The organism is Gilliamella apicola (assembly GCF_003202655.1).
In the GTDB taxonomy this organism is placed as follows: domain Bacteria; phylum Pseudomonadota; class Gammaproteobacteria; order Enterobacterales; family Orbaceae; genus Gilliamella; species Gilliamella apicola_R.
Genome location: NZ_QGLR01000012.1, coordinates 55,245 through 79,976, shown reverse-complemented (window position 1 = coordinate 79,976; position 24,732 = coordinate 55,245). Strand labels below are relative to the sequence as shown.

Here is a 24,732-nt window from a genome sequence, read left to right as displayed (position 1 = left end):
ATATACTTTTCAAGTTGTTAATATTAAGACTAATAGGAAATTGAAGTGCATAGTCGATGGTATTTTGGCTGGAATATTGTTATAGCAGCCGCATTTTTAACCTTACTTTCTAGTGGATTACGCATGAGTATGGGGGTCTTTTTTCTGCCTATAGCTAACGATCTCCATTTCAGCCGAAGTGCTTTGTCGAGTATTATTGCTATAGGGATGCTATTTTCCGGTATCGCCATGCCGATAGCTGGGTACTTAGTCAACAAATATAGCACCCGATTTGTATTACTATTGGGTTCAATTATCATTATTATTTCAACTGTTTGGGCAGCTAATGTAAACGGCTATTGGAATTTTTTCTTATCTTTTGGGGTAGCTTTATCCTTTGGTACCTCATTTGTCGGCTCTGTCAGTTTTACCCCTATTGTGGTTCGTTGGTTTAGCAAACATAGAGGCCTGGCACTATTTATTCTGTCGAGTGGCAGTATGGCGGGTATTGCAGTTATGCTACCGGTATTTGCTTATTTTATTCCGCTGTATGGATGGCAAACCACGTTAGTCGGATTTTCTCTGCTTTTTATGCTACTAGCTCTGCCTATCGCTATTTTTATTATGAAGGATAATCATATTGAGACAGCGACAACAGAAGTTCAGGAAAATCTAAAAAAGGATATAACTTTAAAACAGGTGTTAAAAACACGGCCTTTCTGGTTGCTTAGTTTTGGCTTATTTACTTGTGGGTTTAGCATGAATTTACTAGGTACACATGGTGTTCCTATGTTAATTGATCACGGTTTCGACGCAATTACTAGTTCTTCAGGGATAGGTTTAATCGGATTAGTGGCAATCTTTAGTACCTTGGTACTCGGTTTTATTTCCGATATAGTGCAACGAAAATTAGTATTAGCGATGATCTTCTTAGTTCGAGGGCTTGGTTTTATCGCATTAGTCATTGCTTCAACTAAATGGCAACTCTATGGCATTGCATTAGTTGGGGGATTAGTTTGGGCAGGCGCTTTATCTTTATCTAGTGCTATTAGTGCTGATATTTATGGGGTGAAAATTGTAGGCTTACTCTCTGGATTAACTTACCTTGGACATCAAATTGGCGCAATGGTTGGTTCATGGTTAGGAGGATGGGCATATGACAATTGGCATACTCACTATATTGCTTTTGGCGCTGCTAGTGTTTTACTCCTATTGGCTGCCTTTGGCTCATGTTTTTTACCGAAAATAATTAATAAGTAAACGAGAAATAATGGACGCGAATGCGTCCATATATAATACTTATAGGACTTTTAATAATTCGACATCGAAAATCAGTGCACTATAAGGTGGAATAGAGGCGCCGGCGCCTTGTGAACCATAAGCTAGCTCTTGAGGAATGTATAGACGCCATTTTGAACCTTCCGACATTAATTGTAATGCTTCAACCCAACCACGGATCACACCATTAACCGGGAATTCAGCTGGTTGCCCACGTTCAACTGAACTATCAAATACCGTACCATCGATTAATTGTCCGGTATAATGAACTCGAACACGATCGGTTGCTTTAGGAAATGCACCATCACCTTGTTTAATGATTTCATATTGCAGACCAGATTCCGTCGATTTTATACCCTCTTTTTTTAGATTTTCAGCTAAAAACTCTTGACCTGCTTGGGCAATTTTTTCAGCTTGTTTGGCTTTTTGTTTGGCTGCTTCTTCGTGAACATGACGAAGGGCATCGTGTAACTCTTGTAAAGGTAATGCGGGTTGATTACCGCTCAAAACATCTTCCATCGCTAATTTTAATGCATTAAGCTCTAAATTATTTAAGCCAGATTCTTTTAATTGTTGGCCAATTTGTAGCCCAATTGCATAACTTGCTTTTTGTTCAATCGTTTCTAATTTCATTTTTTACCTGTCATTGCTTGATAATAGTTTTTCATTATAGAGTATTAAGATTAGATTTAAGAAGTAATTTATTAAAATTTGCTGATAATTGTCAGTATAACAATGCTTTTTATAACACAATTCCTAAAGATTTTATTATTTTATCTAGCGCTTAGTGAAAATATCAGCGATAATATGCGCTATTATTATTTTAAATGGATAAATTTAGATGCAGTATCGTAAACTTATTCCGCTTATAATTGTGTCAACTATGATATTAACTGGTTGTTCATTTACAGACCGCCTAGTTTATAGGCCAGATATCAATCAAGGTAACTATATTACCCAAGAGGCAATTGAATTATTAAAAGTCGGTCAAACCAAAGAACAGGTGGCTTTCATCATGGGCTCACCAATGTTAACTTCCTCTTTTGGTGGTAACGTTTGGTACTATGTCTTTCGTCAACAACCACAACATGGCAAAGTAAGCCAAATTAATTATGCGATTTATTTTGATAACAGGGGCGTGGTGACTGATATCAAAACTTCAACTTTAGAGGGGTCTTTATCATTGGAAGAGATGAACCAACAACATATCTCAGATCCAATTAATACGGATTCTGATGATGATCAAGATAATAACCCATAAACTCCTAAAGCAAAACAATCGAATATAATCTTTAAAAGAACCTCGAATATGAAGTGCCCCCATAAAGTTGGACACTTCAATAACGAGGTTTTTTCTTTATGTCAATCTAAGTAAAATAGGCAGGTTGCTAACGATGAGCTGCACCAAAAATTATTACAGCTACAAATAAAATATAAAGCAGCAGAAATAGTATTAAAACTATGTAACTAATTAATGTAAACTTCCAATACCCATGTAAATTATCGATAGCTTTGATATAGTCCTCTTCTCTATTAAGCCCTGCGGCTAAACTAAATGCCCCTCCTGATTTAAAAAGCTTAACTCCAGCAATGATTAATGGAATACCTATAATTGCAGTAAAGATACCTAGGCAGAAAAATGAACCACCAATAATATTTAATACCCCAAAGATCTGTTGCATGATCGCGATAAATTTCATTTTATCTTTCAATAGTTCATTTGATTTAGTTGAAATAATAGTTGTTTGATTGTTAAACATCCTCATTCCTTATACTATAAGATAGTTGTACTATAAAAAAATCAAAGCTAGAATATCACTTTATCAAGGTATGTCGAGGTGAATTTGTATACAAAATCCACATTAAACCGCTTTTCTATTGCTCCCATGCTCGATTGGACTGACAGACATTGTCGTTATTTTCATCGTATATTGACCAAACAAACCTTACTCTATACCGAAATGGTCACTACCGGCGCAATTTTGTATGGTAAAGGCGATTATCTTGCTTTTAATAGTCAGGAACAGCCAGTGAGTTTACAATTAGGTGGCAGTGATCCCATTGCATTGGCTAAATGTGCAAATTTAGCTGAGCAACGAGGATATGCTGAGATTAATCTTAATGTGGGGTGTCCATCGGATCGTGTTCAAAATGGTATGTTTGGTGCTTGTTTAATGGCTAAAGCTGATTTAGTGGCTAATTGTGTTGCAGCTATGCAACAAGAGGTCAATATACCTGTGACGGTAAAAACACGCATTGGTATTGATAACCAAGATAGTTATGCATTTTTATGTGAATTTATTGAAAAAGTCATGCCATATACCGCAACATTTATTGTGCATGCTCGCAAAGCATGGCTTTCAGGACTCAGCCCTAAAGAGAATCGAGAAGTGCCTCCTCTTGATTATGAACGAGTTTATCAACTAAAGCGTGATTATCCGCAGTTAACTATTGCCATAAATGGTGGCATTAAAACCATTGAAGAGATCAAACAGCATTTAAATTATGTTGATGGTGTGATGGTAGGGCGAGAAGCTTACCAAAATCCGATGCTTTTAACCCAGATTGATCAGCAAATCTTTGGCGATGATACGCCAATTATTGATCCGATTGCGGCAATACAAGCACTTTATCCTTATATCGAAACGCAACTTAGTCAAGGCGGACAGCTTAATCATATTATGCGACATACCCTAGGTATCTTTAATGGTAGAAAAGGGGCAAAACAGTGGCGACGTTACCTTAGTGAAAATGCACATAAACCAGGGGCAGGAATTGAAGTTGTTGAACAAGCGTTGACTTTCATTCAATAGAGCTCGAGTTTTTATTTTTAATGCTACTACCTCTGATTGAACATGATGGATAAATCAGTATATACTAGCGAACAATTTTACTTAGGGTTCATTTTCTGTGCGTTTAAATTCAAGCCAACAACAAGCAGTGGAGTATGTCTCGGGGCCTTGCCTGGTATTGGCTGGTGCGGGTTCGGGCAAAACTCGGGTAATCATTAATAAAATCGCTTATCTCATTCGAGTTAAGGAGTATTTGCCTCGTCATATTGTTGCCGTGACTTTTACAAATAAAGCTGCGCGAGAAATGAAAGAACGTATTGCCCATTCGTTAAGCAAACAAGAGGCCAGAGGGCTGAAAATTTCCACTTTTCATACGTTAGGTTTAGATATTGTTCGCCGCGAATATAAACATCTGGGAATAAAATCTAATTTTTCACTATTTGATGATCATGACCAATTTGCTCTGCTTAAGGAACTCACTCAACAATGGTTTGAAGGTGACAAAGACCTTATTAACCAATTACGCGCTACCATCTCAAATTGGAAGAATGATATTATCGATTCAACTATAGCGATGGCTCGAGCACAAACCAATAAAGAAAAATTATTTGCCCACTGCTATCAACTTTACGAAAAACAACTTAAAGCTTGTAGTATTTTAGATTTTGATGATCTGATTTTATTACCCACCTTATTACTGAAAACTAATGAAGAAGTTAGAGAAAAATGGCAAAACCGTATTCGCTATCTACTCGTGGATGAATATCAAGATACCAATACCAGTCAGTATGAATTTATTAAATTATTGGTAGGAAGCCGAGCTAAATTTACGGTGGTTGGTGATGATGATCAGTCAATTTACTCCTGGCGGGGGGCCCGTCCCAAAAATTTAATCTTACTAAAACAGGACTTTCCGAAGCTAGAAGTGATTAAGTTAGAACAAAATTATCGTTCATCAGGAAGAATACTAAAAGTTGCCAATATTTTAATTGAAAACAACCCGCATATCTTTGAAAAAAAATTGTTTTCAGAGTTGGGTTATGGTGAACATTTAAAAGTGATCTCTGCCGATAACGAAGAGCACGAAGCTGAAAAGGTGGTTAATGATCTGATCGGTCATCGCTTTGCCAATAATAGCCAATATGGTCAATATGCTATTTTATATCGAGGAAATCACCAATCTCGCTTAATTGAAAAAATGCTTATGCAATATCGAATTCCTTATCGAATTTCCGGAGGAACATCCTTCTTTGCGCGCATTGAAATTAAAGATCTAATGGCCTATCTCCGGTTATTAACCAATCCAGATGATGATAACGCGTTCATCCGCATTATCAATACGCCAAAACGCGAAATAGGGCCGGCAACTATCCAAAAATTAGGTGAATGGGCCAATCAGCGTGGAGTGAGCCTATATCATGCAAGCCATGATATGGGATTAACGGAATTACTCTCCGGTAAACGTTTAGAAACATTGCATACTTTTATTCACTGGTTCGATTCTCTTATTGAAAAATCACACACTGAGCCAATGGAAACTATACATGAGCTACTACATGGCATGCACTATGAAAGTTGGATCTATGAAACGTCAACATCACCCACCGCGGGACAGATGCGAATGCGAAACGTTGAACAATTAGTGACCTGGTTACAAGAAATGTTACAGGGTGACGAAATCGATGAAGCATTGACGCTAGAACAGGCTGTAGCCAGATTTACGTTACGCGATATGTTAGAACGTAATAAAACAGAAGAGGAGCTCGATCAGGTGCAATTAATGACCTTGCATGCCTCAAAAGGCCTTGAATTTCCGTATGTTTATCTGGTTGGCATGTCAGAGGGGTTATTACCGCATCAAACAAGTATCGATGAAGATAACATTGAAGAGGAGCGACGACTTGCTTATGTCGGTATCACCCGGGCTCAACAAGAGTTAACCTTTTCATTTAGCCGCCAAAGAAAACAATTTGGTGAAACCGTTTATGTTGAACCAAGTCGATTTTTACTCGAACTACCACAAGATGATTTAGTTTGGCAAGATCAACGTAATGAATTATCACCCGAGAAAAAAATGCAACAAGGCCAAAGCCGCTTAGCTATGCTAAAAGCGCAAATCGCTAACGCCAAATAACTTATCGACATATTAAATATTATCAAGCGGGGATTCACTTACCCGACTAGGCCATAATTCACAACAATCGAGGACCGAGGTTGTTGCGATGAGGAACGCGGTTTTTGATATTATAAAAAATACTAAATTTATCTTAAAAAACCTATGAAAAATGATAAATCGAAAAATCGCATTCATTCTAATTTGTCTTACTCCTTCTAAATCCAATTAAATTTAGATAAATAGAAAAAATTGACGAATGAGGTTTTTGCGGTTATGAAAAGCAGCAAATTTATCCTAAAAAAGATTATAAAAGTAATAAATCGTAAAATCGGATTTATCTCAATTTGTCTTATTGCTACTAAAATTTATTTAATCCAAATTGTAAAAAAGTGGAGCAATAGGGGGGGATGAGGTAAAAATAAATAATTTCCCATTATTAATTAGTATGGTATTTATGGTTATGAACTTTAATCTCAACTGGATTATCTCGTTAAATTGACGATATTTTGTCTATATAGATGAATAAACCATTAAAAAGCATTGACGGATCAAAATAGCTTTATATAATACACAACGATTATTTAATAAATCCAATCTTTGTCTCCTTAGCTCAGCTGGATAGAGCAACGGCCTTCTAAGCCGTAGGTCACAGGTTCGAATCCTGTAGGGGACGCCATTAAATTCTATTATTATCATTTAGTTACTATCAATAAGTCTAATTACTAATTATTTTTTTTTCATCTTGTGACCAATTGTAAACTAGTTGAAAATAGGCTTAACTGTAGGCATTCAAATGGGTTATTTTTCCATAATTTCTAAGGGTATTGTGTTGCCTGCCACTTAATTCTTTTAAGGTTAATAAAGCCTTTCTTCTCTCAACATATAAAGTTTTTCATCTGTGCCCAAGTCAAAAAGCATAGAGTCATTAATGATGCCTTATTCAGTAGATTATTTAAATATTTAACAGCCGAGATGTTTAAGTGAATTGCTTTTTAAATTAACAAAATATAGGTTTTACTAATTAACCTGTTGTTTTCAATAATGCAACCATCTTATCGTTTAATGGTAATAATCTTATATGGTTATTTTTGTTATATTATCATTAGCTATTGCTATTTTTTAATCAGTCATTCTCTATATCTTAAATAAAATTTGGTTTAGCTAGCTTACTGTTGGCTTTGTGAAGAAAGTACTAGCATCTATTTATTTAAATGATAATTTTACGCGATCACGGTTAAGCAAGTTTTTTATGAGTTACCTAACTTTAAACTTTTTTAGGTGAGCGACTTATAGGAAAGTACTCATCTAATTATGTTTATTAACCAAACGGTCTAAATGATCGTTAGTTTTGTTTTTTGCTTCTGATAATAGCGATACACATTGAATAGACAACGTTATAAAGTAATTTAAATTAATCGGACAAGACAATTAAATTAATAGCATTATTTTTTATATGCTATAGTTACTACTCATAGTCGTGAATTGAGAATTCTTATGAAGTTTGAAAAAATCAGATATTGGTTAGCGGTTATTATTTTTTCGGTAGCCGTTTTCTTTTTTGTAGATCAATTTGATCTGTTTAATAAAAGAGGCATTGAAAATGGATTGCTTTCTCTTTCAAAAGAGATAAATAAAAAGACTCCATATCCGTTAGATCAGTTCACTATTTTAAATACAACTATTGCGCATAAAAATAAGTTAGTTTACAAAATGACAATTGTTAATCTTGATATCGAAGATAAAGAATTAGATTTTGATAAGAAAAGGCTTTTTATAAATATAAGAAATCAACTTTGTACTAAAGAAGACACCAAAAAAGTAATATCTCAAGGTGCAATTTTTGAATACATGTATAGTGAAGAAAATGGTAAATATTTATTTTCTATTACTATCGACAATAACGAATGTTTAGCGATGTTAAAAAATGATTTAAAATAAGAATTCTTTAGTAACTCTAAAATATCATCATAAAATTCTTTGATGATTCAGTTATTTTAGATTGTGATTGTTGCTCTATTTGTCTATTTTGTTTAAATTTCTTCGCTAACTGAATTTACTCAACTATGATTGAAGGCTATAGTCGTTTACCGATATCACTTTCCCTTCTTCCTTGATGTTGTCAGCGTTAACAGTTATTTGGTCACCTTTCTTAATGTATTGAAAGAATCCTTTCGCCTTATTTCCAATCATTCGATAATTTAAACAAGAAGTTTTAGCCTATTCCTATATCTTTGTATAACAGTCGTACTTAAGCTTACTATATTTTTGCTATTCTAAATCACAGTTAATTTTTTTATTTCTTTTCATTATTACCCATCAATGTAATTGGATTAATTGCTCTAAGTTACTCTCTTTTTATGTTGCAACTACACAAAAGTAGCATCTAAAATCATTGCATTATGTTGGCCAATTTCAGTTTCGGCTTTCTTATTGAAAATAACCGATTGTTGTATTTCTATTGCTACCACAACCGGTTGATATTTAAATTGCTTTCTATTAACTTTTTCTAGTCATTTCTTTTCGCTGAGTTTTGCGTAGATTATTATCTCAAGTCTTAGTTTGCTTGTGCATTGATTCAATGTGATTCAATGTTATCATTCTAAATAGGAGACCTTTATTTTAAATCGTCCAACCGCATAAACCAAAAATAGTTAAGGATAACTCATCGGCTTTTGGTTGGAGTTTTACATCTTGAGTTAAGCCATATTGATAATGAAAATTGCCACTTGCTGATCATTCTAACTGATATACTATTTAATCGAATTAATTGCCTGGCTAAGTTAATCATCTCTCGATAACTAATAATCAATTGAACGTTTGATTTACCTTCTTTAAATATATCACGACCAAAGGATAATAAACTTGTTTAGCGTTACATTGGATTCTAAATCTAATAGCAAGCATTGCACTATAGTAGCTAAAATCTCTGTATATTCGCCTTGCTAGTGCTGATGTCAGATTAATTATCATTATGGAATTTTTGCCATATGCTCCGAACTTATGTGTATAGGGTACATTATGAGCGTTGATTGTTAATCTTGACTAAGTTAATTAGTTTCACTAATGTTATGATTTTCTATAAATTTGTTTTGTAATGCTAGGTGATTGACTACTTCAGTGTATTTTTCTTTGGCCATTTTAATTAATCTATTTATTGATCGACTAACTGAAAAGTCCTCTGGCAATTCATCGGTTTCTGATAATCAGCAAGCAACATCCAAGCTTAAGTTTTATATTGTTATCTTATTGGTATTAACAGGGTAATTTACTTACAGCTAGAGTCAGGACATCCTTTTATACTACCTAGTTGTGATTTGCTGAGGTTTTTACCGTAGTGATAATTTTTATGAGATATGGCGTAATAAATGCCAGTGCTCATTTGTAGTTAGTCTCGAATTGATACTTAGCCTGTGAATAGCAGATATCAACAATAAATTGGTTATAGATATCATTATCAATAGTTTTACTTTCTAGCTTGATTTTTAGTAGTTCAACAATTTGCCAATCATTGTCATTACCGAAATTTCTGATTAGCTCTTCTGCACGATCTTCAATCCAACTATCACGAGCATCTTGCATTTCAGCATCATTCATCATTTTGCAATATGCTCTTTGGTAATGATTTTCTACCGCTCTTTGTAACGACATAAATCACCTCGTTGTTACCGATAAAGTCATATAAAATAGGCCCAATATGACACTCAATAAAACCATCGCGGTACAAAATAGGGCAAACTTAACTTCACTATCAGTTAGTTGATAGTCATTGTGAAACCTATCTTTAGTTTTTATTTTGACAAAATCCTTATTAGTCATGATTACCTCGAATAAAGCCCGATTACTGCGACAAATGGATGTAGAAACTGTTGTCTCACCTGTTGTTATTAATCCACTCAACAAAAGTCCACTTTTATACTAGTTTTTGATTTGAATACTTATTAGCAATCTGTTTCCTAAACGATTTATATTTAACAAGCTTCTCGAAAGGCCGAGAGTGATTACCTCGTACATCCGATTTGCTATCAAAACTGTAGTATATTCATATATTTCTACTACAAATCATATCACCGGATTGAAAACTTCTAGTCATGCCAGTTTTTGATGAGTTGATTTGTTTTGATGAAATGATTATACAGATGAAACTGTTTAAAGTAAACAGTTTAAACTGTATTAAAACTGTATTTTATTGGGTGAGGTGTTTTTTTGATTAGATGTTGGTTTTTTTGTATTTTGTAAAGATAAAAAAAGCTCTACAAAGAGCTATTTGAAAATTTTTTCATTTTCTATTTAATTTAATTCGGCACCCACTATTCTTTTTAATGCTTCTTGAACAGTATGAACAGAGGTAACGATAATTGAGTGTTTATCTCCTATCTCTTCAAGAGTTAAAAAAGCGTCTTTCATTCTTTTTATTTGCGGTTTACTGTATATGGGTTCATCATCATAAGGTCTGTAAACAATGAGTTCATGAGTTTGTCTTTGAAAGAAATCTTCATGATCTTTTACGGCAAATAGATCTAGTAATCTAGCTTTACTTTTATCTAAATCAGTAGAAATATTACTTGGTCGTAATCTTTCAGTGTTGATGGCTGAGCGGTCGCTCAAGAAAAAGATTTTTGCAGCTCTGGCTTCTTTTGTTACTTTAAATTGTTGATTAAAGTAATGAGAAAAATGTGCGTGTTTAACTAGAACTGCATCTTTTACCAATTTTGACCATGTGTTATCTGACGAATATTGTTCGTTTTCTTCATCATTTGAGTAGAAGTCTAATGATGACATGCTAGCAGATAGCATTACAGCTTGTCTAAGAACTCCAGTTATATCTGTAGAGTAAGTTTGTTTTATTTTACCTAAAGTTACGCCTTGCATTGGAGGACACCAATTCTCTAAATTTTTAATTTTACTTAAATGTAGCGTAAGATTCGATATTATCAACTCAATCAATGAATTAAATTGTTCTGATTTACTGCCATACATTGCCTTTACAACATCTTGTCGTATTGATTGATTTATTTTAAATTCACCATTTTCGGCAATTGCAACTACAGCAACAGTCAATCTTTCACCAGAACCCATAATAGGTTCAAAATAAATAGGCGCCCATGCAGCTTTATAGCTAGGTAGTTTGGGTAATGTAGATAATAATTTTATACTATCAATCATTTACAAAATCCATCTGAGGTGGAGTGATTTTATTATTTATTATATTGGCAATAAATTTACTTCGTTTCTTGAGAAACGATAATAACTCACTTTTTCTTGATTCATCAAGAGGTATTTTATCCGCAACTTTATCTATAAGTGCATTGCCTGTAATCTCTTTGCACCAATTGTTAAGTCTGTTACATAATTCATTTTTGTCTAATTGATGATTACAGTTTAGTCCAACAAAGTTACAAAGGAGATGTTTGAATAATATATTATTCCAATTATCCGAGAATTCTGGATTAACCTCATCTGATGGAATTGATAGACCATGATCAATCATCATTATATTTTTACCATTAAATAATAAATTTCCTGAATGCCTATCAGCATTTATGATAAATTCATCAAAAAATGCAGCGCTTTCAATATCATCCCAGTTTTTTATTACTGAATGAAATTCTAAATAAAAGGGATCTTTGGAATTCAAAAAATGATAAAGATTAGGGTAACCGATATCAATGGAACCAAAGCATAAAACATCTTTACTATCTAATAACAAGATTGGTTCAGGAATAGGTAGATTTAGTGTTCTGCCTAAAATTGAACATATTAACTCTTTAATAATTTCAATAGTTTTTAAATATTTAGCAATTACAGGATATTCTTCATCACCACAGCAAGCAACACATCTAAAAGAATCGTTTATTCCTTCTCCGATTGGTTCTGAATCACTAATGATTCTTCCTATCTTAACCATGTTATCTGTCATTAAATATTATTCCTTATGCAGCTGAATTTGAATTGTTATTTTTTAATGGCCACCATAGCAGTTATTTATGCATAATTCACATCATAATCAAATTGTTTAACTTACAATTTAAACTTGTTACCTTTTCCTTCTAAATATCCGATGCTCAACCATAGTACCAATTACTCTAATCTGTTGTTTTAACGAACTCATCGTTGTGTAGTCAGGATTAAGCGGGATAAGCTCGAATTGCATTCTTTCGTGTTCATCATGTCCTAATTCCCGATATTTTTTAAACGTAGCGTCCTCTTCACCATTTACCGCTACAACAAATTCACCTGGCATTGGTTTAATAGCAGGATCAATAATAACCACATCACCTTCTTTAAACTCAGGTTCCATTGAATCGCCTTTAATCTTTAATGCAAATGCTTCATCTGATAATTCTAATGATGTCATAATATACTCAAATCCAGTTGAATCTCTAAGTTCACATGACTCTGTCCATAATCCTGCCTGTACATAGCTTATTAATGGAACTTGATAAGTTTTAAAGTCTATAACTTCTACATTTTTTACATCTTTATCTTTACCGCTTAATAGCCACGCCATATCACATTGTAAAGCGACTGAAATTTCGTATAAATGGCGAGGTTTTTTAACACTACCACTTTCTATAGCTTGATAGGATTGTTGTTTAATTCCTACTTGTTGCGCAACTTGTTCTTGAGTTAATCCCAATTCTTCGCGTCTGGCTCTAATTCTTTGACCGAGATTGTTCATTTTAAAAATCCTCTTTGATGATTATTAAAATAATACAGATAAATCTGTAATTGACAAACAGAATAAACTGTTATTTAATACAGTTATAACTGTAAAATATATTGAGGTCCAAATGACAATAGGGGAACGAGTTAAAAATAAACGCATCGAACTTAATATTAGCCAAGCCTCATTGGCTGAATTAGTCGGAATGAAACAACAGTCAATTAGTGATTTAGAAGCTGGACATATTGAAAAGCCAAGAAATATTGTAGAGATAGCTAAAGCGCTGAATTGCTCGGTTGAGTGGTTGTATTACGGAACTGCTGAGCATTAGGCAAGCAAAAATACGTTAAAAACCTAATATACAAAATCAGTACAAACGGCTGTTAACTCATTTGCAGCGCAGAATTATTAATCCAATCAGTTATTGAATTTCTGCGTTTGCTGAGGATAAGGCGTTCGTTTTTACGACCTTAAAAAACTGGATTTAACTTAATAGCCGTTTGATTGGCGAAAACGGTGTTCAATACGCTAAGTATTCGATGAGAGGTGTAAATTGAAAGCAACAGAGTATCTTCTAACCATGGGCAAACCCATTGCCTATTATCCCAAGTTAGCTAAACCTTTAGGCGGAGTTAGTTCTGCCATTCTATTTTCACAATTATTTTATTGGCAGGATAAAGCAACTTCTGAGTTAGGTGTATATAAAACGCGTGATGAATTAGAAGATGAAACCGGTCTAAGCCATAACGAACAGCGAACGGCAATAAAAAAACTTAGTGATAGAGGTGTGTTAATTGTCACTGAAAAGCGCTTGGTCCATAAAACGTATTACAAAATTGATAATGAAACAGTGAATAAAGTTTTAAGTGATTTCGCCAAATCTATGATTGAGTTATCACGGGATATAAAAAGTATGCAACCCGAACTCAACATTGTAGATGCCGTGATGGCGACAAAATCAAGTTCGTTAGATCAAGAGATTACTACAGAAATTACTACAAATAATAACAGGTCATCTTGCGATGACAAGCGTAATCCTAAAAAGAACCATATTATTGATTTTGATCTAATTATTGATGCATATAACGACGCAGTGGAAGATAAATTACCTAAAGTTGTAAAAATGACCACAGCAAGAAAAAACGCCGTTAAAAAATTACTCAAAGAATTTGATGCTCCGACTTTTCAGAACCTAGCAAATTATTTTTATGACTTCGCTGAAAAAGCCAACCGTTTTTATTTTGGTGAAAATGATAGAGGATGGCGTGCTGATTTTGATTACATTGTAAAAACAACGACATATTTAAAATTTATCGAGGGCTCGTTATGAATATTACTCCTCACGATTTAGTCGCAGAGCAAGCAGTACTAGGTACGATGATGTTGGACTTCGATTCAGAACGCTGCCAAAAGGCGATCCGCCAGTTAAAAGTAGATTCATTCTATAGTAGGCATCATCAGATAATTTTTAATCAGATTATCGAACTAAACAGAAAGAATCATCCTGTTGATCTAATTACCGTATCAGACAGTATGGAGGCCAAAGGCACCTTGAAAGAATGTGGTGGTTTCGCTTATTTGGCAGAGCTAGCGAAAAACACCCCATCAATGGTAAATGTTATCGCCTATGCTGGAATTGTTCGTGATAAAGCGGTCGAACGTTACACTTTAAAAAAATTAAATGATTGCAGCGCAATGATTTTTGAAAAATCCAATTTATCAACTAACGAGAAGTTATCAGCCATTCAATTGTTATTTACGCAAATTGACGACTATAACAAAACCGGTAAAACGCTAGGGCTTAAATCACTCACAAGTATTGGTGAAAAATGGAAAGCGACACTGGAAAAACGATTGGTTAATTCGGATAACGCCAGAGGCTTGTCAACTGGGATTAAAGCATTAGACGAAAAACTTGCGCCAAAAGGATTATTAAGAGGTTCACTATTGGTTGTAGGTGCTCGTCCTAAAATGGGTAAAACCACGTTTGAAATCAATATGGCTCGCCATTGTGCGATGATTGAAAAGTTACCTGTACTTATGTTCTCACTTGAAATGCAAGACGAACAAATGCTCGAAAACATTTTGGCACAGGAATCTGGTGTAAATAGCGATATTTTTTATGACGATGGTTTAGCTACTAATAAAGAGTTTGCTCGAGTTATAGGTCATCTTAAAGCGTTAACTGATACGGATAATATTTATATTGATGATACACCGGCAATTACGCTATCACACATTCGATCTGAATCAAGAAGAATAGCAAAAGCTAAAGGACAGATTGGCATGATCATGGTGGATTACCTCACGCTGATGGATAAAGAGAAAGGTGATGAACAACGTAATGATTTAGCTTATGCCGCGATAACTAAAGGGCTTAAAGCGCTGGCTAAAGAATTAAATTGTGTAGTTGTTTTATTAACACAACTAAACCGTAATCTTGAATCGCGAGCCGATAAACGACCTGTACCAAGCGATAGCCGAGATACCGGACAAATTGAACAGGATTGTGATTATTGGCTCGGTATTTATCGTGATTCGGTTTACAACGATCTGGCAAATAAAAACCTAATGGAGATCATCGTGGCGTTGAATCGCCATGGTATCGGTAATTTTACTGTATATGCTGGAATTAAACATGCTCGAATTTATGAGATAAATCAAGCTGAAGCATACGCACAATCAAACCCTGAGCCAGTAAAAAAAGAGCGTAAATATGCCAGAGCTAGTTAATCACCGCTCAGGTCAGAATCGCCTACTAAACAAAATAGCGTGATCTCTGCCAAGACATCCACTATGCGAGAAGCAAATATAGCCAGGGAGGATGCTCGGAATTGATTTCCAGTTTTCCCAATATTTAAAAAAGTCACAGCGAGCAAATGGAATAACGGTTTAAGTTTGTGAAATTAAAAATCATTTAAGCTGACAGGGAGGCATAATTTATTGATTTTATGGTGATTAATAAAGGTGGGGGTGATTGATCCGCAGCAGTAAAAGGACATTGAACAGCTGACGTAAGAGTAACAATAGCAATCATCGCTGATATTTAACCATTTACGTTCCTAGTAATTAAAAAGCGAACTAAATATCGAATTAAAAACAGAGTAGTGTCAGGAACTTGAAAAATTTTAAGGGTGAAAATAGTGACAGAGTATAAATATAAAGAAGATGAAAAACCAAAAACAGCGGATAAGTCGATCGCAAAAGTGAGATTTAAAGCTGATTATGATATTACTGATGTATGTATGCGTTTTGGCAATTGGTCAAGAAAAAACCTTTATTTAAAACAAAATACACTATTATATTACCATTCACAGCCAAAAAAACTTAAAGAAGTCTGTTCTGATAATGATGCAATGCTAATTAACGATGCACTTTTGGCTATCTTATCTTTGAACATACCTCAATCCAAAGATATATATAATACCTTGATACTCTATTATTGGGGTGAAAAACAAGAGGTTACTGACTATATAGCTGTGGATGGCTGTGTTAAAGAGGAATGGAAAAGACAAGCGCAAGGTTTTCATGATTTGCCAAATTCTAAAAAAATTGCCCGAGGTATCAGAGAGGAGAAACTCTACATGGTTAAACCATTATCGATTGTTGATATTGCCAAAAGATTTAAAACCAATTGGAATGCAATTGATAAACTGAAAAAAAGTGGTGAGGATTTTTTAACAGGGTATTTTGCCGCAATAAAAAGCAGTTCCGGGATTGAATTAGAGATGTTGAAAAATAAATTTTTATAAAAAAATTGATTTCTTAAGAGAGGTGTGGTATAAAGTACACAGAATGGAATAGTTGTATATAAAGCTCTGAAAAAGAGCTTTTTTATTATCTAACTTGCTAGTTAATTAGAAAAATATGAGAACAAGAGCATATAGACGACATCAGATTAAACGATGTTTAGATAATAGAAAGAATGACTTTTATGGTGCTACTTCAAGAAAGGCTCTAAAAAGGCATGTAGTAACACCCGCAGCTTGTTCTTGTTGGATGTGTGGTAACCCAAGAAAACATCTAAATGAAATCACTCTACAAGAACAACGTTCAATATTGAATTACCAAGAAGGCCTCTTATGAGGCTTTTTTATTGTCTTTATAGAACTTAATAGCTTCTACTACTAGCTTTGCTTCCGACATATTTAAATCTATAGCAGTTTGTTTAATCATTGCTATATCGTTTATATTTAATTTAAAACCTTTTGTTTTAACTCCTCGCTTTTCGTCACTTTTTTGATTAATTTGAACTCTTGTTAGTGCCATGTTATTCACCTTGATTTTTTAAATCTACAATCATTTTTTTAAGGTTATTTAATAGGTTACCTAAAATTTAAACTACTATAGAATGCCGGCGAGCTTATCAATGTTTTGAAGATGAACAAACTGCAAAACAGAAAATGACTGAATTATCTCCACAGATGCAACAATTACAGCAAACTATCGAGTGAAATAATCAGATTATTGCCGCTACGAACAATCAAAACGTGAGCTAGAAAATCAATCTATTTCACGTCAGGAGCAGATCCAAGAACAACTCAAAAATAATGACTGTGCTAGTCAGTTCGTGCCTATGTCTATCTCTGGTAGCCTGTACAACCAAGTGAAAAGTCTACGTGAATCAGCCAATTCCAGCAAATCTGCTCAGTAATTGCATAGCAAATTTACCGCCACAAAAAATGACGTTCGGCGATAGCATCAGATACAAGGAGCATTTATTCAATGTTATTGAAATGTGTAATCAAATTAAAAAGGCTATTAAGGAGATAATTAAATGAATTCATCGCAAGAGTATGATAAAAAATCAAATATTTTTTCAGTTAAAGAGTTCGGAGCCGTAGGGGATGGGCTACAGGATGACACCTTAGCCATTACTAAAGCAATTGATGAAACGTATAAAAATGGTGGAATTTTATTATTCCCGAGCGGCACTTATACTATTTCGTCAGATATTGAATTAAAAAGAGAATTTATTTCTACAGGCGCTGTTTCTTTTAAGGCTCCTGACAATGGAGATCTTTCTCCTAATGTGGTTTTTTATATTGGGCGTAGAATGAATGTTTCAAATGTAACATTTAATAATCTGGTAGTGAAACTTGCGCCAAAAGATAATGAACAAATCTATACTCCGGTTGCGTTAAACGGTGTGAATTTTTTACATTCGAGCCTGCAAATTGGTCAATCGCGGACGATAACAAGTGGATATTCTATTCGTTGTTGTAAATTTACTTCGATTAAGAGTCGAGCATTCAATGGATTAACTGTTCTAAATGCTAATCACGTATTAATCGACAATTGTGAATTTCAAGAGTTCCTAAATGGGATTTATATTGAACCAACAATGTCATTTGCTGCTAGTGAAATTCGTATCCTCAATACCCGTATAGCAAATTGTGTCGCTTCTAGTATATCTTTAATTGGTACGAGTACCGCAAGATTATCTAAAATAATTTTAGATAATTTGGTTATTACAGGTTCATTGCGTGATAAGGAGATGTTAAAGCATGGCGGGATTAGAGCATACTTTTGTAATGGTCTTATGATTAATAATATTACAGCCAGTACCATAACAGATACTATAAAATTAGAGGCATGTACTGATGTAAAAGTTCACAATTCAAATCTAACTTCTAACGAAAAAGCTTGTAATATTAGGGCAACCGGATGTGTTAATGTTGATTTATTCAATTGTGTATTTGATCGAGCTGTTAAAACAGGTTATGCAATTATTATTGGTAATGCCAATTTAAATGCACAAACAAGAGGAAATACCTACCCAAGTAAATTCTGGCGAATACATGATTGTAGTTTTCATTGTTTATCATCAGGTATAAAAATTGAATACACTGATAGTATTTCTGTTTTTAATAATAAATTTTACACAGACGTTACACAAACAAATACAGGATTATTATGGTTTAGTAAAGAGGTAACAAATGGCCAATACTTTAACAATGAATTTTATGCCCCTGGAGAAATAAAAACCATTAGAAATGATTCTTCTGCTGATGTAACAAATATTTATAATGAACAAAAATTAAATATTATTAAACCGTCAATCAATGATTATATTTCAGAGCCAATTATAAAAGAGCATGATTCAGATCTAAATGAGGCAACCTCATACCTTATTGAATTTCGAGTCAATGATTATCGAAAAATACAACAAGCAGCTAATACTAACGATTTTAAAACACTATCTGACTGGATGAAATCTATTGATAATGCAACCTTAGCATGGAATAGCAGTGCTTGGCATGTTCCAAGTAAAAAACTTGGTGATATCGTCGTCAATGGAACTGTATATGATACATATGGAACAGAAAACTTTTGGTGGGCACGCAGCATGCTTGTCATTGATAGATACAATAGCTTAACATGTCGCGATTTTTCAACACCTAGTTATAGTTCCAATAACCCTTTGATGATTGCCTCAGCTAGTATTGCTGAAAACGCATGGCAAACAGCAATATTTCGAGCCCCACTTGTTGTAGATGGTGAGGTATATGATCCAGTTCCAAATAAATTGTTAGATTATAATGGTTGGGTTGGATATTTATCCGCTAGAATGTGTTTAGGACAGAAAAAAGATGGAAGTTATATTTTGCTTGCTGTTGATGGTAAATCTGGATTTGCTGGTTGTACAATGGAGCAAGTAGCTAGAAAAATGAAAGATCTTGGTTGCATTCATGCGTTTAATCTTGATGGCGGTGGTAGTGCATCATTGTGGTACAAAGGGAAAATTATAAATAACCCTAGTTTAGGTGAAGGAGAAAGAAAAATACCTGCAATCATGTATATTTAAGTTAATTAAAGGAAAGATTATGAAAAAGGGTGATAAGAAAAAAATAGGTCACCCAAGTCAACTATCTGAATGGTTACAGGCCAATGAATAATGCGTTAGATAAGGGCATTAAATGAATAAGTTTGATTCATTAGTTGAGCAAGCGACTAAACTGATTAATACCGAGCCACTTCCTGATGATGCAGAGGAGCAATTACAACGAATCATTGACCAAGCAGAAAGTAAGCCCGAAAGGTTTATGTTAGCGACTTTTGCTGAAGCTCTGTTTGTTATAAGGCATGAGTAATTAATTCACCGAACCGCCGTCTGGCGGTTTTTTATTATCTAAAAAATTAACTAAAGGTATAAATATGACAAAGCTCACCGACAAACATGAGCTGTTTTGTCGTGGCTATTTAGTAGATCTCAATACGACACAAGCAGCAATCCGAGCAGGATATAGTCAGCAGGATATAGTCAGCAGGATATAGTCAAAAGACGTCCGCACAATTATCTTACCAATTACTTCAAAAAACTTCAGTTCAAAATTATATCTAAGAACCTAAACAACAGCACGATAAACGTAACAAAATAGATGCTGACTATGTGCTAAAGCGATTAGTTGAAATAGACCAAATGGACATCTTGGACATCCTCGCTCATTCAGGTGATTTCCTCCCCATGAAAGAATGGCCGAGAACATAGAGGACCACATTATCAGGTTTAGATATTGCCATTATCGGAATTGGGGACACGGAAGCACTTATGAAAAAAATAAAATACCAGACAAAGTCAAGAATCTTGAATTGTTAAGTAAACACGTGAGTGTTCAGGTATTTAAAGAGAAAACCGAAACTACAGTTAATATGTAATATGGCAGATGAAATGGCTATTAAAGCTAATAAAAAGGGGAAAGAGTTAAAATGTGAAAATGGTAAATTAGTTCTTGTTAATCCTGAAACAATGGGGTTTACGGACGAGCAAATAATTTTCAAAATCAGCAAATTAAAGAATCGTTATTGAATGAAGCTAACAACGAAATAGATATACTCATCGATAAAATAGAGTTCGACCAGGCGACTGATAAAGATGTAACAATGTTAAAAAAATGGAAACTATATCGAATTAGTCTAAAAAAATTAGACGCATCGGATATCAATGTTATTTTTCCAACAAAACCAGAATTGAGTTAACAATCATCGCAACGAACTTCAATCTTCAATACTCAACAACATCAGACAACATCAGACAACATCACAAAATCGGCGATATCAAACATGTCATCATCATTTTGATAGAAAACGTAGTTATGATCGTCGTGACTGTTAATTATGTAGCTTATCGCCTGCTAATTCTAAATCGTAATCGTCGGGCATTATTCTAATATAAAAAGATTGAGAAACAGATCGAATAAATTCAAAAAATTTTACGGTATTTAATTTGTTCTTTATCTTTATTTTTCAAATAATTAATAAATTAAGTACTATAATAAAATCCTAACGAGGTAAAAATGTCAGAGTTTAACACACCACTTGAAATCGACAACAAAGGTAAACTAAATTATTGGATTGCCCAGATGGCTGCGGGGCAAACAGTAAAAATCGCATGTTATGGTGATTCAACAACAGATGGGCATGCGACTACTGGATGGACGCGAAATAAATTTGGTACAAATCACAACGATAATGCCCCAAATTCTTGGCCTGTGATATTACAAGCGATATTACGGACAATGTACAATAATGACAATATCCATGTTTATAACGCGGGGTATTCAGGTAAACGACTGGATGACGGTTGGGCAGTGCAAAATTTTGAAAATGCGATAACTAATAATCCCCATTATGGCAAAGTCGATATTGTAATGTTTGGATTTGGCATTAACGATGCTGGTCATAACAAAGGAGACTTATTGGCGGATACATTACAGCAAACAAATTTATTAATTGATAAAATAGAAAAGATTGGCGCCTTACCTATTATATTGACGTGCAACGTTGTCCGTTTAAAATCAACGGGGGATATGGATAGCAAACCCTTTAAGATCGAACGCATAAATAGTATGAAAAGATACATTGCGTGTACTCGAAATATTCCCTTGTTAGACCTAGACGCCGAGATGAAAAAGTGGATGTCAAATACAAATGAGTATAACTACGCAGATCTCCAACCAGATAATACACACTGGTTGGATTTGGGACATTCGTTTCAGGCATGCTGGATTGCCAATCTATTTTATAATCGCATTGTTAAAATTAACGACAGCAACACGTATGAAAGCGTACACTTTTTAGATGATAGGGGTAATTCACCTATAGGTGTTAATACTTCATCTACGACAACAAGTTGTAAATATGGTGTTAATCCTTATGTTAATCCCCAAAAATTTGATTGCAAAAACAAAGTACTGCTCGATATTTGGGTTTGGTGTGAGCATCCTAACGCTTCCATTGTTTACCGCCGGATGTTGGGGGATGCCAGAACATCGAGCATTAAAGTAACGGATGTGCTAACGGGTAATAGTGAATCAAAAATCGTAGGTTCGATGTTGTGGTATGGTGAGTACTCGGCGGTGGATACCCCAGAATACATTAAAGATCTGAAATATGGGCTAAATAGAATTCAATTAATAGGAGATATGAGCCTGACAAATAGTGTGTTCTTTGGTCATTTTGATTTTATTGTGAACTATCAAGCTAAACTTACAACTAAAGATTTGCTAAAAAATTATAGAACGTTTAGGGATCAGCAAGACCTAGTTGCACCGGCTGATGAACCATTTATAGAAACTAGTTTTTGCCGCACATCAGATATTTACGATAGATACGGAGAGAACGTTGTACAACTGTTCACTCGAGATAAAAATACTCATATTATACTAGAAGGGCTTTTCGATGACGGTTCGGGTGTGTTCTTATGTCAAGCACCTGGTAGATATAAGAACACCATTAACGGCATTATGTTGTATTTTTTCTCTGGATACATATCAATATATATACATACATTTGATACTTTAAATAATGTTAATCGCTATGAAAAAGTGGGCTATCTAAATATTAAAAAATCGGACTCGCGGTATAGTGTAAGTTTAACGTCATTCATTGACAATCGAGGTTACGCGAATATACAAATAGAAAGCGAAGGTGCAATCGCAACAATGTCATTTGAGAGAGTTTTACCTAACGTAGAGCCTGTTACCTCAGGTGTTGCGGGCAATGTTTACCGAAGAATCGATAAAGGTGAGGCTAAAACGATGCGCGTTGAAATTACTCGATTTGAATGTTGGTATACCAATAAATAAAACAGTATTTTTTACGGTATTTTTATTTTATTTTTTAACCCTACTAATCAATTGGTTGTTTTTTATTTTTAATCTTGTAGGCGACGCCATTAACAAGTACACGAAAATTCAAATTTTACCAATGCAGATGCCTACATCTGACTATCTTATCGCTGAAAATGCCTCAATCCAAAGATATATATAATACCTTGATACTCTATTATTGGGTGAAAAAAACAAGAGGTTACTGACTATATAGCTGTGGCTGGCTGTGTTAAAGCGGAAGGAAAAGACAAGCGCAAGGTTTTGATGATTTGCCAATTTTTAAAAAATTGCCCGAGGTATCAGAGAGGAGAAACTCTACATGGTTAAACCATTACCACTGTTGATATTGCCAAAAAATTTAAAACCAATTGGAATGCAATTGATAAACTCAAAAAAGTGGTGAGGATTTTTTAACAGGGTAGTTTGCCGCAATAAAAAGCAGATCCGGAATTGAATTAGAGATGTTAAAAAATAAATTTTTATAAAAAAGTTGATTTCTTAAGAGAGGTGTGGTATAAAGCACACAGAATGGAATAGTTGTATATAAAGCTCTAAAAAAGAGCTTTTTTATTATCTAACTTGTTAGTTAATTAGAAAAATATGAGAACAAGAGCATATAGACGACATCAGATTAAACGATGTTTAGATAATAGAAAGAATGACTTTTATGGTGCTACTTCAAGAAAGGCTCTAAAAAGACATGTAGTAACACCCGCAGCTTGTTCTTGTTGGATGTGTGGTAACCCAAGAAAACATCTAAATGAAATCACTCTACAAGAACAACGTTCAATATTGAATTACCAAGAAAGCCTCTTATGAGGCTTTTTTATTGTCTTTATAGAATTTAATAGCTTCTACTACTAGTTTTGCTTCTGACATATTTAAATCTATAGCAGTTTGTTTAATCATTGCTATATCGTTTATATTTAATTTAAATGCTTTATTTTTTATACCACGTTTTTCGTTACTACGCTCATTAATTTCAGTTCTAGTTAACGCCATACTATTCACCTTGATTTTTTAAATATACAATCTTTTTTTAATTTTATTCAATGATTTATATTTTATTTCTACTATTGAATATTGGCGAGCTTATCAAAGTAGCAGAATTAAAATGCGTATTTTACCTGTTATTTTACTTCTCTTTAAGTCCTAGTATTAGGTCGATAGTAGCTTATCAGCGTTCTATTGATGGTTATCATTGTGAGTTAACTTATAATAAAGCTCAAACGCTTAATCAAAAATAATTTAATTATTTTTAGTTGTTAATGAAATAGATTTCTTAAAAAATTACCTTGCTCATCTTTTGTATAATTTTTATAACTGTATTCGTAAAACTTAAATAATGCTAAAAATTATCTAGTTAACTTTATAATTCCAGTTAGGGATTATTTTAACTAAAGATTTAATATAAATTTAGTCTAAGATTCTATAAAAGAGTTATCGATTATATAGCAAATAAATCTAACTGAATCGAGATATTGAAAGTTAGCGCTCTATTTTTTCGCGTTGAGTAATATTTTCAAATATTGAATACCGTATAATCAATTTAAGAGATGGGATAAGTACTTATCTTTTGAAGGTGAGAATATATTTTTAAATAAAAATAAAATGAAAAGATTAACAATATGTAATTGTTTTTTTGATGATTTATTTTGTTATCAATCTGTTCTTTTATATCTATTTTTCGGAATAGAGGCTCAATAATTTAACTGATTATCACTACCTCTTTTATAGTGGCGATGCTGCATTTTTTGAATTTTTAGCACTTTTTTTCTATGACTCTCTAAT

27 protein-coding genes and 1 tRNA gene are annotated in these 24,732 nt (G+C 33.9%); 19 read left to right on the top strand and 9 right to left on the bottom strand.

Annotated elements, in window-relative coordinates:
- Nucleotides 1-45 precede the first annotated feature (45 nt).
- On the top strand, nucleotides 46-1,239 hold the full coding sequence (locus DKK70_RS10225) for an MFS transporter (protein ID WP_219999755.1): 1,194 nt from the start codon (nucleotides 46-48) through the stop codon (nucleotides 1,237-1,239).
- A 39-nt stretch (nucleotides 1,240-1,278) separates the two neighbouring features.
- On the opposite strand, the gene DKK70_RS10220 is transcribed toward DKK70_RS10225, so the two are convergent.
- The gene (locus DKK70_RS10220) at nucleotides 1,279-1,890 is read right to left on the bottom strand and encodes an FKBP-type peptidyl-prolyl cis-trans isomerase (RefSeq protein WP_110433906.1); all 612 of its coding nucleotides are present in this window, start codon (nucleotides 1,888-1,890) and stop codon (nucleotides 1,279-1,281) included.
- A gap of 208 nt (nucleotides 1,891-2,098) precedes the next feature.
- Between DKK70_RS10220 and bamE the strand changes: the two genes are divergently transcribed.
- Nucleotides 2,099-2,518 (top strand): outer membrane protein assembly factor BamE, encoded by a 420-nt coding sequence (gene bamE / locus DKK70_RS10215; RefSeq protein ID WP_110433905.1) that lies wholly within the window; start codon nucleotides 2,099-2,101, stop codon nucleotides 2,516-2,518.
- Nucleotides 2,519-2,645: 127 nt separating this feature from the next.
- Here bamE and DKK70_RS10210 read toward each other — a convergent pair whose 3' ends face one another.
- Complete coding sequence (locus DKK70_RS10210) at nucleotides 2,646-3,017, bottom strand: DUF5362 family protein (protein WP_110433904.1); 372 nt, start codon at nucleotides 3,015-3,017, stop codon at nucleotides 2,646-2,648.
- A 126-nt stretch (nucleotides 3,018-3,143) separates the two neighbouring features.
- Here DKK70_RS10210 and dusA point away from each other — a divergent pair, with 126 nt between their 5' ends.
- The 4 genes from dusA to DKK70_RS10190 all read left to right on the top strand — a co-directional run bounded on the left by dusA (nucleotide 3,144) and on the right by DKK70_RS10190 (nucleotide 8,103).
- Nucleotides 3,144-4,070: a tRNA dihydrouridine(20/20a) synthase DusA gene (dusA, locus tag DKK70_RS10205; RefSeq protein ID WP_110434112.1), complete on the top strand. Its 927-nt coding sequence runs from the start codon at nucleotides 3,144-3,146 to the stop codon at nucleotides 4,068-4,070.
- Between the two features lie 97 nt (nucleotides 4,071-4,167).
- Nucleotides 4,168-6,183 carry a DNA helicase Rep gene (gene rep / locus DKK70_RS10200; RefSeq protein WP_110433903.1) on the top strand — a complete coding sequence of 672 codons (2,016 nt, stop codon included), beginning with the start codon at nucleotides 4,168-4,170 and terminating at the stop codon, nucleotides 6,181-6,183.
- Between the two features lie 581 nt (nucleotides 6,184-6,764).
- A tRNA-Arg gene (locus DKK70_RS10195) sits at nucleotides 6,765-6,841 on the top strand.
- Between the two features lie 818 nt (nucleotides 6,842-7,659).
- Nucleotides 7,660-8,103, top strand: a complete 444-nt coding sequence (locus DKK70_RS10190) for a hypothetical protein (RefSeq protein WP_110433902.1) — start codon at nucleotides 7,660-7,662, stop codon at nucleotides 8,101-8,103.
- Between the two features lie 1,437 nt (nucleotides 8,104-9,540).
- Here the strand turns inward: DKK70_RS10190 and DKK70_RS10185 are convergent.
- The 4 genes from DKK70_RS10185 to DKK70_RS10170 all read right to left on the bottom strand — a co-directional run bounded on the left by DKK70_RS10185 (nucleotide 9,541) and on the right by DKK70_RS10170 (nucleotide 12,844).
- Nucleotides 9,541-9,813 (bottom strand): hypothetical protein, encoded by a 273-nt coding sequence (locus DKK70_RS10185; RefSeq protein ID WP_110433901.1) that lies wholly within the window; start codon nucleotides 9,811-9,813, stop codon nucleotides 9,541-9,543.
- Nucleotides 9,814-10,452: 639 nt separating this feature from the next.
- Nucleotides 10,453-11,328 carry a hypothetical protein gene (locus DKK70_RS10180; protein WP_110433900.1) on the bottom strand — a complete coding sequence of 292 codons (876 nt, stop codon included), beginning with the start codon at nucleotides 11,326-11,328 and terminating at the stop codon, nucleotides 10,453-10,455.
- Nucleotides 11,321-12,082: a HipA family kinase gene (locus tag DKK70_RS10175; protein WP_110433899.1), complete on the bottom strand. Its 762-nt coding sequence runs from the start codon at nucleotides 12,080-12,082 to the stop codon at nucleotides 11,321-11,323. The genes DKK70_RS10180 and DKK70_RS10175 overlap by 8 nt, the downstream gene beginning before the upstream one ends.
- Nucleotides 12,083-12,199: 117 nt before the next feature.
- Complete coding sequence (locus tag DKK70_RS10170) at nucleotides 12,200-12,844, bottom strand: LexA family protein (protein ID WP_110433898.1); 645 nt, start codon at nucleotides 12,842-12,844, stop codon at nucleotides 12,200-12,202.
- A gap of 112 nt (nucleotides 12,845-12,956) precedes the next feature.
- Here DKK70_RS10170 and DKK70_RS10165 point away from each other — a divergent pair, with 112 nt between their 5' ends.
- From DKK70_RS10165 to DKK70_RS10145, 5 genes are all read left to right on the top strand, one after another.
- On the top strand, nucleotides 12,957-13,160 hold the full coding sequence (locus tag DKK70_RS10165; protein WP_110433897.1) for a helix-turn-helix domain-containing protein: 204 nt from the start codon (nucleotides 12,957-12,959) through the stop codon (nucleotides 13,158-13,160).
- 222 nt (nucleotides 13,161-13,382) lie between these two features.
- The gene (locus tag DKK70_RS10160) at nucleotides 13,383-14,159 is read left to right on the top strand and encodes a DNA replication protein (protein ID WP_146210869.1); all 777 of its coding nucleotides are present in this window, start codon (nucleotides 13,383-13,385) and stop codon (nucleotides 14,157-14,159) included.
- Nucleotides 14,156-15,562, top strand: coding sequence for a replicative DNA helicase (locus DKK70_RS10155; protein ID WP_110433895.1), 1,407 nt, complete (start codon nucleotides 14,156-14,158; stop codon nucleotides 15,560-15,562). Before DKK70_RS10160 ends, DKK70_RS10155 begins: the two co-directional genes overlap by 4 nt.
- A 410-nt stretch (nucleotides 15,563-15,972) precedes the next feature.
- Entirely contained in the window at nucleotides 15,973-16,581 is a 609-nt protein-coding gene (locus DKK70_RS10150; protein ID WP_110433894.1) for a hypothetical protein, read from the top strand.
- Between the two features lie 115 nt (nucleotides 16,582-16,696).
- Entirely contained in the window at nucleotides 16,697-16,915 is a 219-nt protein-coding gene (locus tag DKK70_RS10145) for a hypothetical protein (protein WP_110433893.1), read from the top strand.
- Here DKK70_RS10145 and DKK70_RS10140 read toward each other — a convergent pair.
- Nucleotides 16,910-17,098 (bottom strand): ribbon-helix-helix protein, CopG family, encoded by a 189-nt coding sequence (locus DKK70_RS10140; RefSeq protein ID WP_110433892.1) that lies wholly within the window; start codon nucleotides 17,096-17,098, stop codon nucleotides 16,910-16,912. The genes DKK70_RS10145 and DKK70_RS10140 overlap by 6 nt on opposite strands.
- 350 nt (nucleotides 17,099-17,448) lie before the next feature.
- Between DKK70_RS10140 and lysC the strand changes: the two genes are divergently transcribed.
- From lysC to DKK70_RS17635, 4 genes are all read left to right on the top strand, one after another.
- Entirely contained in the window at nucleotides 17,449-17,610 is a 162-nt protein-coding gene (gene lysC / locus DKK70_RS17785) for an Rz1-like lysis system protein LysC (protein WP_445972079.1), read from the top strand.
- Nucleotides 17,607-19,637: a phosphodiester glycosidase family protein gene (locus DKK70_RS10135; RefSeq protein WP_110433891.1), complete on the top strand. Its 2,031-nt coding sequence runs from the start codon at nucleotides 17,607-17,609 to the stop codon at nucleotides 19,635-19,637. The genes lysC and DKK70_RS10135 overlap by 4 nt, the downstream gene beginning before the upstream one ends.
- A 112-nt stretch (nucleotides 19,638-19,749) precedes the next feature.
- Entirely contained in the window at nucleotides 19,750-19,923 is a 174-nt protein-coding gene (locus DKK70_RS16605; protein ID WP_146210868.1) for a fumarate hydratase, read from the top strand.
- 64 nt (nucleotides 19,924-19,987) lie between these two features.
- On the top strand, nucleotides 19,988-20,107 hold the full coding sequence (locus DKK70_RS17635; RefSeq protein WP_219999754.1) for a terminase small subunit: 120 nt from the start codon (nucleotides 19,988-19,990) through the stop codon (nucleotides 20,105-20,107).
- Nucleotides 20,108-20,178: 71 nt separating this feature from the next.
- On the opposite strand, the gene DKK70_RS16825 is transcribed toward DKK70_RS17635, so the two are convergent.
- Entirely contained in the window at nucleotides 20,179-20,319 is a 141-nt protein-coding gene (locus DKK70_RS16825; RefSeq protein ID WP_181415986.1) for a hypothetical protein, read from the bottom strand.
- 170 nt (nucleotides 20,320-20,489) lie between these two features.
- On the opposite strand from DKK70_RS16825, the gene DKK70_RS16820 reads away from it, so the two are divergent.
- From DKK70_RS16820 to DKK70_RS10110, 4 genes are all read left to right on the top strand, one after another.
- The gene (locus DKK70_RS16820) at nucleotides 20,490-20,639 is read left to right on the top strand and encodes a hypothetical protein (protein WP_181415985.1); all 150 of its coding nucleotides are present in this window, start codon (nucleotides 20,490-20,492) and stop codon (nucleotides 20,637-20,639) included.
- Entirely contained in the window at nucleotides 20,636-20,809 is a 174-nt protein-coding gene (locus DKK70_RS17630; protein WP_181415984.1) for a tail fiber assembly protein, read from the top strand. Before DKK70_RS16820 ends, DKK70_RS17630 begins: the two co-directional genes overlap by 4 nt.
- Before the next feature lie 317 nt (nucleotides 20,810-21,126).
- Entirely contained in the window at nucleotides 21,127-22,917 is a 1,791-nt protein-coding gene (locus DKK70_RS10115; protein ID WP_110433888.1) for an SGNH/GDSL hydrolase family protein, read from the top strand.
- A gap of 624 nt (nucleotides 22,918-23,541) precedes the next feature.
- Nucleotides 23,542-23,760 (top strand): hypothetical protein, encoded by a 219-nt coding sequence (locus DKK70_RS10110; protein ID WP_110433887.1) that lies wholly within the window; start codon nucleotides 23,542-23,544, stop codon nucleotides 23,758-23,760.
- Here DKK70_RS10110 and DKK70_RS10105 read toward each other — a convergent pair.
- Complete coding sequence (locus DKK70_RS10105; RefSeq protein WP_110433886.1) at nucleotides 23,755-23,943, bottom strand: ribbon-helix-helix protein, CopG family; 189 nt, start codon at nucleotides 23,941-23,943, stop codon at nucleotides 23,755-23,757. The two genes, DKK70_RS10110 and DKK70_RS10105, sit on opposite strands and share 6 nt — an antisense overlap.
- Nucleotides 23,944-24,732 lie beyond the last annotated feature (789 nt).